The organism is Rhodanobacter sp. K2T2 (assembly GCF_013408815.1).
In the GTDB taxonomy this organism is placed as follows: Bacteria; Pseudomonadota; Gammaproteobacteria; order Xanthomonadales; family Rhodanobacteraceae; genus Rhodanobacter.
In genome coordinates this window covers 205636-224009 of the sequence record NZ_JACCCA010000007.1, presented here as the reverse complement: position 1 = coordinate 224009, position 18374 = coordinate 205636, and the positions used below count along the sequence as shown (strand labels likewise).

Below are 18374 nucleotides of genomic sequence, written 5' to 3'. Positions count from 1 at the left end.
CCGGTAATACGTTCGTTCTAGCTATCCACTTGGAGTACAGCGCGTCATTCGGGCGAAGAACGTTGTACCAGCAGATGCTTGGCGAGCTGACCGTGAAGCCGACCCAAACCGCGAACGAGATGCAGCGATATAAACATCAACAGAAAGCCGATGAACGATAGAACGATCGCCTCGCCCCAACCCGGCACGTGCGCGCCGAAACCCCAGTCGATCATCAGACGGCCATCCACGAAAAGATTGGCAACGCCGGTGTCCTGAATCGCGAGTGCGACGGGTGCGAGAACGAGTAGCAAGGACACGCCGAGCAGGGTCACGGCCAGGGTGAAATAAACGATACCCAGCGGCAGCATCAGCAGCATGTAGAACAACGTGGTCCAGGTGCGCGCATCGGTGAACATCGTGCCGATGCGTTTGAACAGCGACTGCCCGGGCTGCGCGGGATATGCCGGCCGCCGCGGCATGCGTACACCGAGCAGAGCCTCTACCGTGCGACCTTCCAGCAGCGACAAGCCGCGCACGCTGCTGAAGAAAAGCACGATGAAGGGAATGCCGATAATCAATATCGACAAACTGAGCGACAGCGAGAGCCCGACGACGGCCCAGCTGAAATAGAGGCTGCCCGTGGCCAAGGACAGCAGCATATAAAACAGCGCGCCGTAAGTCCGCGGATCGGCCGCCACGCCGAAGAAGCGTCCCGCCAGAGACCGCCGCCGCGGTACGGGCGGTGGCCGAATCGCACGCTGGATCTTTATTTCCTGATCGCGATAGATATCGGCCACTTCATCGGGCGCACCGTAGCTGCCGACGACGTGTTGCAGCATGGTCGCCTCATTGCGGCCCGGCTGATCGGCCAGTTCGGCGCGCAAGTGCTCTTCCGCGTCGTACAGCGCATCCTGGATCAACGCCGGATCGGCGCCACGCAAAGCAGTGCGCAACTGATTGAGATATTCGACGATCGTGCGCGGTGAACCTGGCGACGACGAGTTCATGACACCCCTCCTTGCAAAACGTTATCGACGGAATCGCGGGTGGCGTTCCATGCCGCGACCCACTCGCGCAGCACCTCGCGCCCTGGTTTGGTGATGCGGTAATAACGACGCGGCGGACCGCTGACCGACGGCTCGACCTCGCTGGAAAGCAGGCCTGCCGCTTCCAGATTGCGCAGCACCGGATACAGCGCGCTCTGCTTGCCTGCCAGCACGCCCTCGCCGGTTTCTTCCAGCCGCTTGGCAATCTGATAGCCGTACATCGGTTGGCGCGACTGGCTCAGCACCGCCAGCAGCACCAGCGAAACCGTGCCGCTGGAAAGCTCCTTCTGGAATTTCTTCAACTGGCTGACGAGGTCATCCATGGACTTACCTGCACGGCTACTTAGTCGTGAGTAAACAATAGTACTTAGTTAACACTAGTACATGGGCCTGAAGTCATGGTTCCGGCAAAGTCTTGTGGGCATGAAACCAATGGGTGTGGGCGTTTTACAGATATGGGTTTCAGACTCGCGTAAACACATGTGCGAGCGGGCGCCGGCACGTGGATTGGCCCATACCCCTTTTGCAGTGGCGCTGCGAACAGTTGATGTCGGATAAGTGCTGACCTAGGCAGCAGTTTGACGAGAGCTTTCCCAGGCTGGAGCAGGCGCTAGAGGCGCCGAGGTCGTTGTACCGATGGGGGGGAGCGGGTCTGGTACCCGGGCTTGCGCAACGACACATCACTGTTCCACTGTTCGCGGTACCGTTCTTCAACCATCATGTCGCCGTGCCCAACTCTCCCCTGCCCCGCTTTTCGTGTCGACAGATCTTCGCCTTCTCGCTGCTGCTCTTGCTGGCGCAACTAGCCCGCGCGCAGGCCCCGCACACGGTGCAACTTCAAGATCTCACTTGGACCGAGCTGCGCGCCCAGATTGCAGCGGGCAAGACCACCGTCATCATACCAATCGGTGGCACCGAACAGAGCGGGCCCTACGTCGCGTTGGGCAAGCACAATGCGCGGGCGGCATGGCTGTCGCAACAAATCGCTCAGCAGTTGGGTAATGCGCTAGTGGCACCGGTAGTGGCCTATGTGCCGGAGGGTGGTTATGCGCCGCCCACTGCGCATATGCGCTTCCCCGGCACAATCACCATCCCTGACTCGACGTTCGAGCAAATGCTGGTGTCCGTCGCAAACAGTTTTGCGGTGCATGGTTTTCGCGACATCGTGTTCCTGGGTGATCACGGCGGCTACCAGAACGACCTCAAGCGGGTGGTGGCTGAGCTTAATAAAGCATGGGCGCAGACCAGGGTGCGCGCGTTCGTGCCTCCCGCTTACTACGAAAGCAGTTCGACGGGCTTTGCGCAAATATTGCGCCAGCACGGTTTTCACGATGACGAGATCGGTACTCATGCAGGCATGGCCGATACCTCGCTGCAATTGGCCGTGGCGCCGCAGATGGTCCGGCTGGATGTGTTGCGACATGCCGTGAAACCAGGCGCCGTCGATGGAGTCTATGGCGGCGATCCGCGTCGCTCCTCCGCGCAGCTTGGTAAACTGGGCACCGATGCGATCGTGTCTCGCACGGTCGCGGCGATCCATGAAGAAACCGTCGGCCACTGATCTCGCGCAGGCCGGCCATTTCCCTATCATCGACACTCGACGAAACCAGAACAGGACACGCTAGATATGCCCTTCCACCGTTTAATGCGTCGCGCGGGTGGCGCGAATGTGCTGTGGGCCAGCTTGGCGCTGACGGGCACCGTAACCGCGGCAACGCCAATCGTCACCGTGCCGGGCATGCCGCCGGTGAGCAGCCCGGCAAACCTCTACAGCCAGTCCGCCGCCAACGATTTCAGCCCGGCCGTGAAGGGCGCACTGCCGAGGGTGTATGTGCCGAACGTGCGTTCAGATGACGTATCCGTGATCGATCCAGCCACATTCAAGGTGCTGACCACGTTCAAGGTTGGCCGCAGCCCGCAGCACATCGTGCCGTCATGGGATCTGAAGAAGCTGTGGGTGACCAACAATGCCGAGGGCGGTAGCGAAGGCAGCCTGACCCCGATCGATCCCCTGACCGGTCAGCCGGGCGAGGCGATCCCGGTGGACGACCCGTACAACATGTACTTCACCCCGGATGGCAGCGAAGCGATCGTCGTATCCGATGCGCATGCGCAGCTGGATTTTCGTGATGCGCACACGATGGCGCTGAAGAGCCGCCTGCCGGTGCCTGGCTGCAAGGGCATCAACCACGCCGACTTCTCGATCGACGGGCGCTACGCGATCTTCACCTGCGAGTTTGGCGGCGCTCTGGTCAAGATCGACATGGTGAACCACAAGGTGCTCGGCTACCTGCAGGTGGACAAGAAAGCCGGCATGCCGCAGGACGTCCGCGTTTCGCCGGACGGCAAGGTGTTCTACGTGGCGGACATGATGGCCGATGGCGTGTTCCTGATCGACGGCGACAGCTTCACCAAGATCGGCTTCATCCACACCGGCATCGGCACCCATGGGCTGTACCCCAGTCGCAACGGCACCCGGCTGTACGTCAGCAATCGGGGCTCGCACAATATTCACGGCCGACGCCACGGCAAGGGCAGTGTCTCGGTGATCGACTACGCCACGCGCAAGGTCGTCGCCAGGTGGCGGATTCCCGGTGGCGGCAGCCCGGACATGGGCAATGTCAGCGCCGATGGCAGCATGCTGTGGTTGAGCGGTCGCTTCGACGACGTGGTGTATGCGATCAACACTCGCACCGGCAAGGTGCGCAGCATCAAGGTCGGCATGGAGCCGCACGGTCTGACCGTATGGCCGCAGCCGGGACGCTATTCGCTGGGCCATACCGGCATCATGCGCTGACCGCAAAACGCGAGCTACCTACAGGCCGCCGCGAGATGGAGTCCTGTATCAAATCCGCGACGGAGCTTGAAGTTCTCGGCCGCCAGGCGGAAGCACATTGAAACCGCGACATCGTTCCAACGATAAAAGCTACTCGACTGCTGCCATGCACTCTATGGCGCAATGAGCTTTGCGCCTCGCAAGGCGAAAGAACGCAGCGATGGCCCATCGCAGACCATCAATAGCCCTGAATATGGAAAAGAGCGAAACGACAAGTCGATAGACATCACGCAATACTATGACGACGAGTCTGGAAGCAGGCATCCGAGCACGCTTACAGTGAAGATTCTCGACGCCGTCGCCGACATCACCGCTTACGTGAATAGCACAAAAAAATGAAGCGCCAGGCGAGCATGGCAGGACGACGACTGTCTTTGACCTCATCGTCACTTTACCTTCTTGGTGGCAAGACGCATGGGGCGTTCCAGTGGCCTGTCCGGCACATACTTTGGTCTCCAAAACTGCACAGACTTTGGTGCCACGCCCACTTGGCAGACTCAGCATAAAAACCTTGCGCCTGACAGCGCCGAATACGTCCATGGGCGGCGACACGCATGATTGTCTGGAACGATGAAGCTGTTACTTCGCCGGCTTCGCAGCCGATAGCGCAGCCCAGCTATCGAGCAAAGTTCGTGTCTGCTCAAGTACGGTCGCTTTCAGCAAAGCGCCGTTGGCCGCATCGATCTCTTTCCATCCGAGCACATCGAGGCAAGCCCCGGGAGGATGGTAGAACGGCATGATCTGGCCTTTGAGCGTGAGCATCCGGATGCGGGTTATGGAGTCGTTGACGCTACGACCGGTGATGCGCGAAAGCAGGGTCAGGGTCACTTTGTTCAGCGGTTGCTTCAATCGACGATGGAGCAGCTTGGAGGCAACATCGGCCTCTTCGTCGGCCAGCTCTCGAGCCACGAAAAGTCGTCGCTTGGAGGCATAGGGCTGTAGAAGCACGCAATCCAGGGTGGTTGCCTGGATGGCGATGAAGGCGTCGATCAGTGCATCGCTATCGCCATGGCTTTTCAATACGTCATTGGCTTGCCGCATGGCCGGCGCGAAGCGATCCCTGAGATCGTTGGTGATGTATTCGGCGCACGCCTGATACACCCCCTCCTTGTTTTCGAAGTAGTACTGCAGCGCCGGCGCGTTGACGCCGGCGGCAGCGGCGATATCGCGTGTGGACGCACCGGCAAAACCGTGCTCGCCGAACAGCTTCACCGCCGCGGCGATGATGCGCTGACGCGTTTCGTCGCCACGCGCATAACCGCCTGCCAACGGCCGACGGGGTCGCTTGACGGGGCTCATGCGCGGGCTCTCATACGGGTGATCTCCTGGATGCCCGCGGATAATAACATTTGACAAAAGTATTCCAATCGGAATAAATGTTCCACCCGGAATACTTTTGGACGATAACCATGCCTCCCGCTACTGGATCCGCATCGAACGCCGACGGCACGCAAGGCGCCACCGCCCCGCCGGCGCGACCGTCGAAAGTGCGTCGTTTCCTCATCCCCGCCGGCATTGTCGTCGCCATCGTCGCGGTCGTCGCGCTGGTTTACTGGTGGCTCGTTGGCCGCTTCATGCAGAGCACGGACGATGCGTATCTGCAGGCCGACAGCGTCACCGTCGCGCCCAAGGTCAGCGGCTACGTCACCGATGTCTACGTGGGCGACAACGTCTCGGTGAAAGCAGGCGAGCCGCTGGTACGGCTCGACAGCCGTCAATATCAGGCTGCGCTGGATCAGGCCCAGGCCACGATCGACGCACGTAAGGCGGATATTCTGCGCGCGCAAGCCGGTGTGCCGCAGCAGCGGGCCGCGATCGCACAAGCCAAGGCGCAGCAGCAAGTGGCCGCGCTCAATAGCCGCCACGCCGAAGACGAAGTGCGTCGTTACGGGCCGCTGGCGACGACCGGTGCGGAAAGCGGCGACCAACTATCCGTACTGACCAGCAATCGCGACCAGGCGCGCGCGACGCTCGCCGCCGACACCGCGGCGCTGGACCAGGCGCAGGCACGTATGGCCGATCTGGATGCCCAGCTGGCGCAGGCACGCGCGCAACTGGAGGCGGCACAGGCCTCCGCGCGACAAACGCAGCTCGACCTGCAAGACACCGTGATCCGCAGTTCGCTGAGTGGCCGCATCGGCGATCGAACGGTACGCGTCGGGCAATATGTGCAGCCCGGCACGCGCATGCTGACCGTGGTGCCGGTGCAGAGCATTTATCTCACGGCCAACTTCAAGGAAACCCAGGTCGGGCACATGCGTGCCGGCCAGCGTGCGCGCTTGCACATCGATGCCCTATCGGATGCCGATCTGCACGGCGTGGTGGACAGCTTCGCCCCGGGCACGGGCTCGCAATTTGCCTTGCTTCCGCCCGAAAACGCGACCGGCAATTTCACCAAGATCGTGCAGCGCGTGCCGGTGCGCATTCGCATCGATACCGACGAACAGACGCGCAAGCTGCTGGTACCAGGCTTGTCGGTGACGGTCGAGGTGGATACACGCCCGGCACACGACGATCGGGCCGTCGCCAGCGCAGGCAACCCTCATGGCTGAGGCGGCCTCCATCCCGGCAGCGCACCCCGACCGCGCCAGCGCTGCCGACTGGATTGCCGTGGCCGCTGGTTCGCTTGGCGCGCTGATGGCCACGCTCGACATTTCCATCACCAATTCCGCGCTGCCGCAGATCCAGGGCGAAATCGGCGCCACCGGTACGGAAGGCACCTGGATTTCGACCGGCTACCTGATGTCCGAAATCGTGATCATTCCCCTGGCCGCGTGGCTGACGCGCGTATTCGGCCTGCGCAACTTTTTGCTCGGCGGGGCGGTGCTGTTCATGCTGTTCTCGATGATGTGCGGCCTGTCGCATACCTTGACGGCCATGATCGTCGGCCGCATCGGCCAGGGCCTGACCGGCGGCGCGATGATTCCGACCGGACAGACCATCATTCGCAGCCGCCTGCCGATGTCGCAACTGCCGATCGGCATGACGATCTTCGGTTTGATCGTGCTGCTCGGCCCCCTGCTCGGCCCGGTGCTGGGCGGCTGGCTGACGGAAAACATCAGCTGGAGCTGGTGCTTCTTTATCAACCTGCCCGTGTGCATCGGCTTGATCGCGCTGCTGTTGATCGGACTGCCGCCCGATCGGCCCCAATGGGATGCGCTCAAGCAGGCCGACTGGCTGGGCATCGTCGGGCTCACCGCCGGCCTGAGTTCGTTGACGGTGGTGCTGGAAGAAGGCCAGCGCGAGCGCTGGTTCGAGTCCGATCTGATCATCTGGCTGAGCCTGCTGTCGCTGGCTGGCATGGTGCTGATCGCGATCTCGCAGTTCACCGCCAGGCGCCCGGTGATGCGCTTGAGCCTGCTGCGCAACCCGCGCTATGCCAGCGTCATTTTTATCGTGCTGGTGGTCGGCGCGGTGTTCTATTCGGTCATCTATCTGATACCGCAATTCCTCGGCTTGATCGCCGGCTACAACGCCGAGCAATCGGGCTGGGTGATGCTGGCATCCGGCGTGCCGGCGTTCTTGATGATGCCGCTGCTGCCGCGCCTGCTGGGCAAGGTCGATTTCCGCATCATGGTGATCGTCGGCCTGATGTGTTTTGTGGTGAGCTGCCTGCTGGACATCCATTTGACCGCGCAAAGCGTCGGCCACGATTTCCTCTGGTCGCAGCTGATACGCGGCGCCGGCCAGATGCTGGTGTTCATGCCGTTGAACCAGGCATCGATGGCCGCGGTAACACGGGAGGAAGCCGGCGATGCCGCCGGCGTGTACAACATGGCACGCAACCTCGGCGGATCGATCGGCCTGGCGGTCATCGGCACCGTCATCGATCGGCGCAATACGTTCCATGTCGCTTCCATCCGCGAATCGCTGACGGCGAATTCGGTGCTGGGCCAGGATCGTCTGGCCGCCAATGCAGCGGGCTGGTTCGCGCGGACCGGGGATATGGCCTACGCAAAAATGCGCGTGCTTGGCCAGCTTGCTGCGCAGATTCAGCAGCAGGCGATGGTGATCACCTATTCCGAAGTTTTCTACCTGCTCAGCATCGCGCTCGCGTGCTGCATTCCACTCGCCTTGCTTCTGAAAACACCCAGCTATGGCGCACCCGCCGCCGCAGGCCATTAAGGATGTCCGTCATGCCTATAAGCGATTCACCGGTTTCACGCGTTCTCTTTTTTGCGCTACTGGGTTCGCTCGCCGCATTGCCGGGCTGCACCGTCGGCCCCGATTATCGTGGCGCACCGAATATTGCGGGGAACGCGCTGCACGCCAGCGCATTCGTGCGCGCACCGTCCGCCGGAATGGCATCGACGCATGCGCCAAGCCGATGGTGGCGCACGCTCGGCGATGCGCAGCTGAGCGCCTTGATCGAGACCGCGCTGGCGCACAACCAGGATCTGCAAGCGGCGCAGGCACGCTTGCGCGAATCGCGCGCGCAGCTGCAGCAACAGCGTGCCGACGCGTTGCCGACCGTGTCGGCCGACGCCGCCGCGCTGCGCACGCGGGAACCGGATCTTGCCGGCCTGCAGACGTCGCCGACTGACACGAACCCGACGGCCTCCACCGCACAAGCCAGTCGCACGTCGCGCGGACAGAGTCCGCTGCAGCTGTACAGCGCCGGCTTCGACGCATCCTGGGAACTGGATCTGTTCGGTGGCACGCGCCGCGCCATCGAAGCGGCTTCTGCGCAGGCCGATGCGGTCGACGCGGATCTCGCCGATACGCAGGTCTCGCTGGCCGCCGAGGTGGCCCAGGCTTACATCCATCTGCGCGACCAGCAGCAACGCCTGACCTTGGTCAATCAGTCGGCCGCGTTGGAACAGCGGACGCTGGTATTGATACAGCAGCGGCGCGCTCGTGGCGTCGCCGGCGACGCGGATGTCGAACGCCAGACCACGCAAGTGGAAACCACCCGCGCGACGCTCATTCCGCTGGACGAGCAGATCACCGAGTCGCTCGATCAGCTTGCCGTGCTCACCGGACAGGCGCCCGGCGCGCTCGATCGGGAGCTGTCGGCGCCTGCCCCGTTGCCGGTTTTGCCGTCGATCGTGCCAATCGACGATCCCGCAAGACTGTTACGGCAGCGCCCGGACATTCGCGCCGCCGAGCGGCGGCTGGCCGCGAGCAACGCGCAGATCGGCGAACGCACCGCCGACTTGTTTCCCAAGGTGACGATGCTGGGATTTGTCGGCTCCAACGCGGCCGACCCGGGGCACTTGACGCGAAAGCGCTCACTCTCCTGGCTGGGCGTGCCTTATCTGCAATGGGATGTGTTCGACTTTGGACGCACGCGCGCCGGTATTCGACAGGCCGAAGCGAGCCGCGACGAGGCCGACGCCCGCTATGCGCAAACCGTGCTCGCTGCGTTGCAGGACGCCAACAATGCGCTGTCCCGCTACGGTCACCAGCGCGAAAGCGTCGCCCGCCTGCAGCAGATCGAAGCCTCGGCCGATCGCTCGGCGACATTGATGCGCCAGCGTTACGACGCGGGCGCTTCATCGCTGATCGACCTGCTGGATACGCAGCGGGTGCAGTTTTCCGCGCAGCAAAATCTCGTCGAGGGACGCGCCGATCTGCTGAACGACTTCGTGTCGCTGCAAAAGAGCCTCGGGCTTGGCTGGATTCCCGCGAGCTAGGGCAGCGGCTCATGTCGGTACTTCAGCTCTGCTAAGTTGCGCTCTGTACCGATTCGATAGAAGGGGACCGCCATGATCCGTTGCCGCCAGTTCGCCGCTGCCTTGCTCACCAGTCTGATGTTCGCGCTGCCTGCCCTGGCCGAAAAGGACCAGGCCGCGCCAACGCTGACCACGCCGCAGTTGCTGGCCAAGTCCACCTCGGACGAATGGCGCAAGCCGAATCCGGAAAACCTGGTGGTCATGCAGCTGGCCAACGGCCGTGTGCTGATCGAACTGGCGCCGGATTTCACGCCGCTGCACGCGGCGAATATCCGCACGCTGATCCGCCAGCACTACTTCGACGGGCTGGCGATCGTGCGGGTGCAGGACAACTTCGTCACGCAGTGGGATGACCCGGCGGGCGACGACAACGGCGACAAATCGAAGATGCACCCGTTAGGCAAGGCCAAGGCCACGGTGCCACCGGAGTTCACTCGTCCGATCGACGCGAAACTGCCGTGGACGAGATTGCCCGATGGCGACGTGTATGCGGCGGAAGTCGGTTTCTCCGAAGGCTTTCCGGTGGCGCGCGATCCGGCCAGCGGGCAGGAGTGGCTGACCCATTGCTACGGCATGGTCGGCGTGGGCCGCGACAACGGTGCGGATACCGGAAACGGCAGCGCGCTGTACGCGGTGATCGGTCAGGCGCCGCGTCGGCTCGATCGCAACCTCGCCGTGATCGGCCGCGTGCTCGATGGCATGCCGCTGCTGTCGAGCCTGCCGCGTGGCACGGGTCCAATGGGTTTTTACGACAAGCCGTCGCAGCAGGTCGCCATCCAGTCCGTGCAGCTGGCCGCCGATCTGCCGGCGGCGCAACGGCCATCGATCGAGGTGCTGCGTACCGACAGCAAGACCTTCGCGGCCCTGGTCGACGCCAAGCGCAACCGCCGCGATGCGTTCTACACCGTGCCGGCCGGCAAGATCGACATCTGCAGCATCGATGTGCCGATGCGCGCGATCCCGACGGCTGCCGCGACCAGGCATTGAGCCTCGCTACAACATTTTATTCAGCGTCATCAGCTAGTTTGACGGTTTGCGGAATGCCTGCATGCGTGATGCCGCGTTGACCAGGGAAACGGATGATGTTGAGTGAGACCTTCAGCTTTTGGCGTGCATGGCTGCGCGCGCCGCGCAGCGTGGGCGCCGTGGCGCCGTCGGGACCATCGCTGGCGCGACTGATGACGCGCCATGTCAATCATCGGCATGGCCCCGTGATCGAACTGGGTCCGGGCACCGGCGTATTCACTCGCGCCCTGCTCGCCGGCGGACTGCCGATGCATCGGCTGGCGCTGGTGGAGGCCGACCCGGTCTTTGCCGATGCTCTCATTCAGCGTTATCCCCAGGCGAACGTGCTGCGCATGGATGCTGCGAAGTTGGGCGATACGCTGCCGCTGTTCGGCGACGAACGCGCCAGCGCCGTGATCAGCGGCCTGCCGCTACTGTCGATGCCACCGGAGCAGGTCGCGGCGATTATTCGTGGCGTGTTCGATCAGCAGCTGCACGCGGACGGTGCGCTCTATCAGTTCACCTACGGCCACCGTTGCCCGCTGCCACGTCACCTGCTTGAACAGCTCGACCTCGAGGCGGTTCGCATCGGCAGCGTGCTGTTCAATCTGCCTCCCGCCACGGTGTATCGAATCGGCCGACGCCAGCGGAAGCGCGTCGCCGTTTGACGCCGACACTATCGGACGATTGAGGCTAAGACCGGTCTTCGCAGGGGATTCCTGTACGGCTTTTCAGCATTTGCATACATAACTTTTCCATCCGGTGCGCTATCAAGCGCGCTACGCCCGCCGTCGCGGGACCATCATGGGAAGAGTGAATGAAGCGCAGCCGCAAAGTGCTGACATGGATCGGCGGAATATTCCTGGCGCTGATGGCGGTGCTGGTCGTCGTCATCGCCACTTTCGACTGGAATCGGCTCAAGCCGTTTATCGACGACAAGGTGAGCCAGGCCATCGGTCGTCCTTTTGCGATCCAGGGAGACCTCAGCGTCGACTGGCGACGCGAGCCCACCGAGGGTGGCTGGCATGCGTGGGTGCCATGGCCGGAGTTCACCGCTCAAAACATCCGCATCGGCAACCCGGTGTGGGCAGCGAAGCCCCAGTTCGCCCAGCTCGATGCGCTGCGCTTTCGCCTGTCGCCGTTGGCGCTGATCGCCCACACGGTCGACGTGCCGTCGCTGCAGCTGGTGCATCCGACCGTCGATCTGGAGCGCGACAAGCAGGGCCGCGCAACGTGGGATTTCACGCTGCCGCAGAACGATGGCCAGCCGTCCACCTGGAGTCTGCAGCTCGGGTCGATCGGTTTCGATCGCGGCGAGGTGTCGCTGGATGACGCCGCCAGCAAGATCAAATTGCAGGTCGCCATCACGCCGCTGCAGCAGGCCATTCCGTACGACCAGCTCGTGGCCCAGCAGTCGGCCGCAACCCGTGCGCAAACCGGAACGAATACGAAATCGCTCAAAAAAGCCGCCTCGGCCGATGCGCCAGCCGATGCAAAGACGGCTGCTGCGGCATCCAAGACCAGCTATCAGTTCGCCTGGAAGGCCGACGGCAGCTATCAAGGTGCAGCCGTTAGCGGCAGTGGAAAAACCGGCGCCGTACTGGCGCTCCAAGAAGCCAACCAGCCATTCCCGGTGCAGGCGGACGTGCATATCGGCGACAGCCATATCGCACTGGTCGGCACGCTGACCGATCCGGTGCATCTGGCGGCGCTGGATCTGAAACTGTGGTTCTCCGGCTCCAGCATGGCCAAGCTTTACGCGATCACCGGCGTCACTCTGCCCAATACGCCGCCTTACGCTACCGAAGGCCACTTGATCGCGCAGCTGCACAAGAACAACAGCCGCTTCAGCTACGAGAATTTCCATGGCCATATCGGCGGCAGCGACGCCAGCGGCAGCCTGCTCTATACCACCGGCGGCACGCGGCCGAAGCTCAGCGGCAATCTGTCTTCGCAGCTGCTGCAGTTCGCCGATCTGGCGCCGCTGATCGGCGGTGGTTCCGATGAAGAAAAGAAGCAGCGCGGCGACAAGACCGTGCAGCCGAAGGACAAACTGCTGCCGGTCGAACCGTTCAGCACCGATCGCTGGAAAGCGATGGATGCCGACGTCACCTTCAGCGCCGCGCGCATCGTGCAGAACGACAAGCTGCCGATCAACTCGCTCGACACCCATTTGATCATGGACAGCGGCGTGCTGCAGCTGACGCCGCTGAACTTCGGTCTCGCTGGCGGCACCGTCCAGAGCACCATCCGCCTCGATGGCAGCAAGACGCCGCTGCAGGGCACGATAAAAATCGGCGCCCGGCATCTCAAGCTCAAGCAGTTGTTCCCGACCTTTGCGCCGATGCGCACCGCGTTCGGCGAAATCAACGGCGACGTCAGCCTCACCGCACGCGGCAACTCCGTCGCTGCCCTGCTCGGCAGTTCGAACGGCGAGATGAAGCTGCTGATGAACGACGGCGCGATCAGCAAGACCCTGCTGGAAACGGCCGGCCTCAACGTCGGCAACATCATCATCGGCAAGCTGTTCGGCGACCGCACGGTGCCGATCAACTGCGCTGCGTCGGACATGACAGCCAAGGACGGATTGTTCACCATGAACCTGTTCGTCTTCGACACCGATGACGCGGTGATCAAGGTCGACGGCACGGTGGACTTTGCTACGGAAAAGCTCGACCTCAACGTGCGGCCGCAGACCAAGGGCTTCCGCATCTTTTCGCTGCGCACGCCGCTGTATGCCCGCGGCACCCTGAAAAACCCGGATGTCGGCGTGCAGAAAGTGCCGTTGATCCTTCGCGGTGCGGGAGCGGTCACGCTGGGCGTGGTTGCCGCGCCGGCGGCCGCGCTGCTGGCGCTGATCTCGCCGAACCATGGCGACGATGGCGGCAACACGTGTCGCGATGTGCTGCAGCAGCTGCGCAACTCCGGCAGCGCCATGCCGGCAACCGAGGCGGCGACCAAGAGCGGCGTGCCGAAGAAGACCCATTAACCCAAACCGATCGAGCCAACCCGGCGGCCTCACCGGGTTGGCGGACCAAGCTAGCACCCGTCCGGCTAGAATGCGCCTTCTCCCACGATGTGACTGACGCATGCAAGCTGCAAGCAAGGCGCGCCTGCAGATCCATTTCTGCGTGGTGCTGTGGGGCTTTACCGCCATCCTCGGCAAGCTGATCACCTTGCCCGCGCTACCGCTGGTGTGGTGGCGCATGCTGCTGGTCTCCGGGGCACTGTTGCTGCTACCGAAGGTCTGGCGTGGCCTGAGTGCCATGCCGGCACGAGTGCGCTGGGCGTATGCCGGCATCGGCGTGCTGGTCTCGCTGCACTGGCTGAGCTTTTATGCCGCGATCAAGCTTTCCAACGCGTCGGTGGGCGCCACTTGCATCGCGCTGGGGCCGGTCTTTCTGGCATTCATCGAACCATGGATCGCCCGCCGCAAATTCGATCCGCGCGAACTGCTGATCGGCGCAGCGGTAGTGCCCGGCGTGGCGATGGTGGTGGGCGGCGTGCCGCACGGCATGCGCCTGGGCATTCTGGTCGGCGTGCTGTCGGCGCTGTTCGTGGCCTTGTTCGGCTCGCTCAACAAGCGGCTGGTGGATCACGGCGATCCGCTGACGGTGACCTGCATCGAGATGGGTACGGGCGCGCTGTTTCTCACCGCCATTGCACCCTTGTTTCCGCATACCGGCGCGGCGTTCGTATGGCCGAATCTGCATGACACCTGGATGCTGCTGGCGCTGTCGTTCGGCTGCACGCTGCTGCCATTCGCCCTGGCCCTGGTCGCTTTGCGTCATATCAGCGCGTTCGGCACGCAGATGATCACCAACCTCGAACCGGTGTACGCCATCGTGCTGGCGATCGTGCTGCTGCACGAGCAGCGCGAGTTGGACGGCTGGTTCTATGCAGGCGTGGTGGTGATCCTCGCCGCCGTATTCATGCATCCGCTGCTCCATCGCCGGCAAGGTGCGACGCAGCAGCCGGAGCTGCTGAGCACCGCGGAAAGCCACGGCATGGTGGAGTAATGCACTCGCGCTTCGGGCGCCCGGTCAGGCGCCGATGACCTCGCTGACGACCCGATCGCGACCTTCGCTCTTGGCCGCATACAGCGCGTCATCGGCGCGACGGATAACGTCTTCGACGGTGACCGTTTCGCCGCCGACCCAGACCAGGCCGATGCTCAGCGTGACGCGAAACTGATCGCCGTGCCAACTGTGCGCGATGGCGCTCACCGCCTGCTGGATCTGCAGCATGCGATTTTCCGCATCGAGATGACCGATGCCCGGCAGCACCATCAGAATTTCTTCGCCGCCGTAACGACCCAGCTGATCGCCGCCGCGCACATACGACTGCAGCTGCTCGGCAATCGTCTGCAGGGTAGCATCGCCGGCCTGATGGCCGAAGGTATCGTTGATCCGCTTGAAGTGGTCGGCATCGATCAGGGCTACCGCCAGGCCCGGCGATACGCGCGCGCCTTTTTCCAGATGCGCGGCCAGCAGACCGAGAATCGCCATGCGGTTGTACAAGCCGGTTAGACCGTCGTGGGTGGCCTGCACATAGAGCTCGGCGCGAGCCCGCTCCAGCTCACGCTTCTCTTCGGTAAGCTCGGCCGTACGCTTGGCCACCATCGCCTCCAGGCGGCGGTTCTGCCCTCGCAGCAGGCGTGAGCGCCAGCGCCAGACCAGGGCAAGCATCAGGACCGCCAGCACGATCTCCAGCGGATAAGTCCACCATGCAAACCACCACGGCGCGGGAATCCTGAAAGTGAACGTGGCCGAGGATGAAACCGAACGCCGATCTTCATCGATGGACTGCACTTCGAAACGATAGTGGCCCGACGGCAGCCCGGTGAAATTGATCACATGCGACGAGGTTTCGATCCAGTCCGAGCCCTGCAGCCGATAGCGGAAGTGCGGCGCGCTGCTGGAAACCCGGCCGAGCAAGGTGTAACGCACAATCAGCGGCGCGTGGTTGCCGTCGTTCGGCACGGTATCGCCCTCGTTGACCGGCTGCGCGCCATGCATCACCGAGGTGATCACCACTGTATGCGGGCTGGCCGACAGCATGTCCTCGGGTCGCAGCACGTGGCTGATGCCGACCGGCGTGCCGATCCAGATCGAGCCGTCGTCGTCCTCGAAAAAAGTGTTCTGGTCGGTTTCGTCCCAGATCAGTCCGTCGTCCGGCGACAGATGCGTCCAGCTGTGGCCGTTGAAAACGTCCACGCCGCCACCGCCGCCCGCCCATATCCAGCCGCGCCGATCGCGCCGGATGAAATACACCAGCGAACGTTGCAGCCAGCTGTCGTCCACCGCTGCGATGCTCAGCTGATCGCCGACCACCTTGCCGCGAAAGACGCCCGGCTCGTTCGCACCCAGCCACAGGCTGTCGTCGGTACCGATAGTGATCGCGCTGAAGCCGGAGGCCATGCTCACCTCGGTAGCGGCCATCAGCGTCCAGCGCTCGTCGGCGTAGCGCAGCACGCCCGCGTTGCAGGCAAACCACAGCGCGCCGTGGCTGTCTTCGGCGATGTCCGAGCACTGGTTGTCGGTGCTTTGTTCCGCCGGCACGCGCTGCGGCGGCGCGCCGAGACGATCGATGTGATAAATCCCGTTGACCGTACCGATCCACAGGCGGCCCTGCCGATCGAAAAACAGCACCTTGATGAAACTCGGCAGCCGCGCCACCAGCGCGGTGCGTTTGCTCACCGGGTCGTAGCGCAACAGGCGATGTTCGTAGAGGCCGATCCAGATGGCACCGTCCGGCGCCTTGACCATCGACAGTACCTGTCGCGGCGCGGGCGAAATGCTGACCGGCCACGGACTCATGTGGGTCTGTCCACGCGGCAGCACGCTGCCGCCCAGTTCGTTGCCGAACCACATGGTGCCCTGTCCATCGCGAAGAATCGACCAGTTCGGCACGCTGTCCAGCCCCTGCCCGCGGCCCCAGCCATCGACCAGGCCGTAGTTGCTCAGCCGAAAGATGCCGCGTCCGTAGGTGCCCAGCCACATCGTGCCGTCGCGGTCGAACAGCACGGCGGTGATACCGATATCCGGCAGGCCGTTGCGCGCGTCGATGACATCCCAGTGCGTGCCGTTCCAGCGCGCCAGGCCGTGGTTGGTGGGGGTGAGAACATGTCCCGCAGGATCCTCGATAAACGTGCCGTTGTCGGTGACGGTGTCCATGTCCTTGTCGGGCACGTCGCGCGCGACGAAGCGGGCGCTGCCGGCGGGCCGCGCCCGCACCTGATGCACGCCACGCAGCCACAGCGTGCCGTCGTTGTCCACGCGCATGCCCGACCAGGTGTCTGCCGGCACGCCTTCGTCGGCACCGTGGATGCGGACCTGACCGTCGGCGCCGATCTCGCACAGGGCGGTGTCGCAGCCGATCCACAGGCCGTTCCGATAGGCAAAGACGGAGGTAATCCTGCGCAGCTGCGGATAGCGGTCCAGCTGCGCCGTGCTGAACATCGGCGCCAGTTGCCACTGGCCATCGGTGTGACGCGGTGACAACACCATCAGCCGGTCATTGCGAACCAGCAGCAGCCGGCCGTCGTCCAGCGCGACCAATTGTCTGGCCACATCGACCACCAGCGGCTTGCCGTCGGGCTCCACTTTCTGGAAATGCAGGCCGTCGCCCACGCGCAGGCCCGACTGTGTGGCTACCCAGAATCGTCCGGTGTTCACGTTCTCGACGATGGACGTGACGTACTCGCCCTTGTCGAAACCTTCCGCGCGGCCCATGCGCACGAAGTTGGTGCCGTCGAAACGGTACAGGCCCATCTCCGAACAGGCCCAGATAAAGCCGCGATGATCCTGCAGCATGCAGTTGATGGTCTGGCTTTCCAGCCCGGATTTGCGGTCGTAACTCTGGAAGGAATACTGTTGCGCCCGCACGGGCAAGCACGCCAGCGCGAGCAGCGCAGCGGCCACAATCCACAAGTGTCGAAGCGTCGCGCTCATCGACTCGGGGCCCCTTTCCCGATACCAAGCGGCACCGATAACTCACCTACTCGGCCCTATTGTGGCATGGCGGCCCATGGTGGCCCAGCGGCGAGAAGGGGTTCGCCACGCAGTTGCGCCAGGCGCGAGGACGGCTCAGTGGCGGCGATGCGATGCCTTGACGGCAGGCGGCGGCGCAACGCTGGTCGGCGCCGCCGGCATCGCCATCGCCGGAACGTCGCCAGCATCGCCCCCCTGGTCGACCGCGCTGCCCGCGCGCTGCTCGGCCGGGCGGTCGGCGGCTTTCCCGTCGCGATCCATCTCGCTCATATCCATATCGTCATCCGGCGGCGCCTTGGCCACCATGTCCTTGTACTGCTTCGGCGACAGGTCTGGCAGCTTCTGCAGAAACGCGACCATGCTCCAGATCGTGGCATCGTCGTGGCTGCCGCCCCAGGCCGGCATCGCACTCATCTTGATGCCGTGCTTGATCACCCAGAAGGCCTCGCCAGGCGCCACCCGCAGCCGGGCCAGATTGGGCGGCTGCGGATACAGGCCGGGTCGTATTTCCGAGTCCTTCATGCCCGGCGTGAGATGGCATTGCGTGCACATCGCCGCATACTGGCCGGCGCCCTTGAGGATCAAGGCCGGGTCTTCCAGATCCGGCACCTGCACGTGGCGTGCACGCACCGTGATCGAGCGTTCGCGCAGCGTCTGCAGCAGGGCAAACACCGGGCGGGTGTGATGATCGTCCGCGCCGATGTTGTAGATGCCGGAATAAACGAACGCGCCGATGCCGACCGCCCCTATTGCCCCAAGAATGACGATCGTGATGACGACTCGCCTGATCGCTTGCATCATGAAAATCTCCCGCTGAAATATCGCCAAAAATAGAAAT

General features: G+C 63.4%; 14 protein-coding genes and 1 pseudogene. 10 read left to right on the top strand and 5 right to left on the bottom strand.

Annotation, left to right across the window (positions count from 1 at the left end; translation table 11 throughout):
• Window positions 1–44: 44 nt before the first annotated feature.
• Complete coding sequence (locus tag HDE78_RS13240; protein WP_179480209.1) at window positions 45–989, bottom strand: sensor domain-containing protein; 945 nt, start codon at window positions 987–989, stop codon at window positions 45–47.
• A complete protein-coding gene (locus tag HDE78_RS13235) occupies window positions 986–1351 on the bottom strand; it encodes a PadR family transcriptional regulator (protein WP_179480207.1) in 366 nt (121 codons plus the stop codon). Before HDE78_RS13235 ends, HDE78_RS13240 begins: the two co-directional genes overlap by 4 nt.
• Before the next feature lie 404 nt (window positions 1352–1755).
• Here HDE78_RS13235 and HDE78_RS13230 point away from each other — a divergent pair, with 404 nt between their 5' ends.
• The 3 genes from HDE78_RS13230 (at window position 1756) to HDE78_RS13220 (ending at window position 4203) form a co-directional block, all read left to right on the top strand.
• Window positions 1756–2589 carry a creatininase family protein gene (locus HDE78_RS13230; RefSeq protein ID WP_345776062.1) on the top strand — a complete coding sequence of 278 codons (834 nt, stop codon included), beginning with the start codon at window positions 1756–1758 and terminating at the stop codon, window positions 2587–2589.
• 66 nt (window positions 2590–2655) lie between these two features.
• Complete coding sequence (locus HDE78_RS13225; protein WP_218862330.1) at window positions 2656–3825, top strand: YncE family protein; 1170 nt, start codon at window positions 2656–2658, stop codon at window positions 3823–3825.
• 162 nt (window positions 3826–3987) lie between these two features.
• Window positions 3988–4203, top strand: coding sequence for a hypothetical protein (locus HDE78_RS13220; RefSeq protein WP_179480205.1), 216 nt, complete (start codon window positions 3988–3990; stop codon window positions 4201–4203).
• Between the two features lie 240 nt (window positions 4204–4443).
• Here HDE78_RS13220 and HDE78_RS13215 read toward each other — a convergent pair whose 3' ends face one another.
• A complete protein-coding gene (locus HDE78_RS13215; RefSeq protein WP_179480203.1) occupies window positions 4444–5163 on the bottom strand; it encodes a CerR family C-terminal domain-containing protein in 720 nt (239 codons plus the stop codon).
• A gap of 110 nt (window positions 5164–5273) precedes the next feature.
• Here HDE78_RS13215 and HDE78_RS13210 point away from each other — a divergent pair, with 110 nt between their 5' ends.
• From HDE78_RS13210 to HDE78_RS13180, 7 genes are all read left to right on the top strand, one after another.
• Window positions 5274–6416: an HlyD family secretion protein gene (locus HDE78_RS13210; RefSeq protein WP_179480201.1), complete on the top strand. Its 1143-nt coding sequence runs from the start codon at window positions 5274–5276 to the stop codon at window positions 6414–6416.
• Window positions 6409–7989, top strand: coding sequence for an MDR family MFS transporter (locus HDE78_RS13205; RefSeq protein ID WP_179480199.1), 1581 nt, complete (start codon window positions 6409–6411; stop codon window positions 7987–7989). The genes HDE78_RS13210 and HDE78_RS13205 overlap by 8 nt, the downstream gene beginning before the upstream one ends.
• Before the next feature lie 11 nt (window positions 7990–8000).
• Complete coding sequence (locus HDE78_RS13200; protein WP_179480197.1) at window positions 8001–9500, top strand: efflux transporter outer membrane subunit; 1500 nt, start codon at window positions 8001–8003, stop codon at window positions 9498–9500.
• Window positions 9501–9572: 72 nt separating this feature from the next.
• Window positions 9573–10526: a peptidylprolyl isomerase gene (locus HDE78_RS13195; protein WP_179480195.1), complete on the top strand. Its 954-nt coding sequence runs from the start codon at window positions 9573–9575 to the stop codon at window positions 10524–10526.
• 95 nt (window positions 10527–10621) lie between these two features.
• Window positions 10622–11212, top strand: coding sequence for a phospholipid methyltransferase (locus tag HDE78_RS13190; protein WP_255457797.1), 591 nt, complete (start codon window positions 10622–10624; stop codon window positions 11210–11212).
• Window positions 11213–11361: 149 nt separating this feature from the next.
• Window positions 11362–13533, top strand: coding sequence for an AsmA family protein (locus tag HDE78_RS13185; protein WP_179480191.1), 2172 nt, complete (start codon window positions 11362–11364; stop codon window positions 13531–13533).
• 100 nt (window positions 13534–13633) lie between these two features.
• Window positions 13634–14563: a DMT family transporter gene (locus HDE78_RS13180; RefSeq protein ID WP_179480189.1), complete on the top strand. Its 930-nt coding sequence runs from the start codon at window positions 13634–13636 to the stop codon at window positions 14561–14563.
• Between the two features lie 24 nt (window positions 14564–14587).
• Here HDE78_RS13180 and HDE78_RS13175 read toward each other — a convergent pair whose 3' ends face one another.
• A complete protein-coding gene (locus HDE78_RS13175) occupies window positions 14588–17497 on the bottom strand; it encodes a diguanylate cyclase (protein ID WP_179480187.1) in 2910 nt (969 codons plus the stop codon).
• A gap of 306 nt (window positions 17498–17803) precedes the next feature.
• A pseudogene (locus HDE78_RS13170) lies at window positions 17804–18337 on the bottom strand (cytochrome c); the annotation flags it as partial.
• Window positions 18338–18374 lie beyond the last annotated feature (37 nt).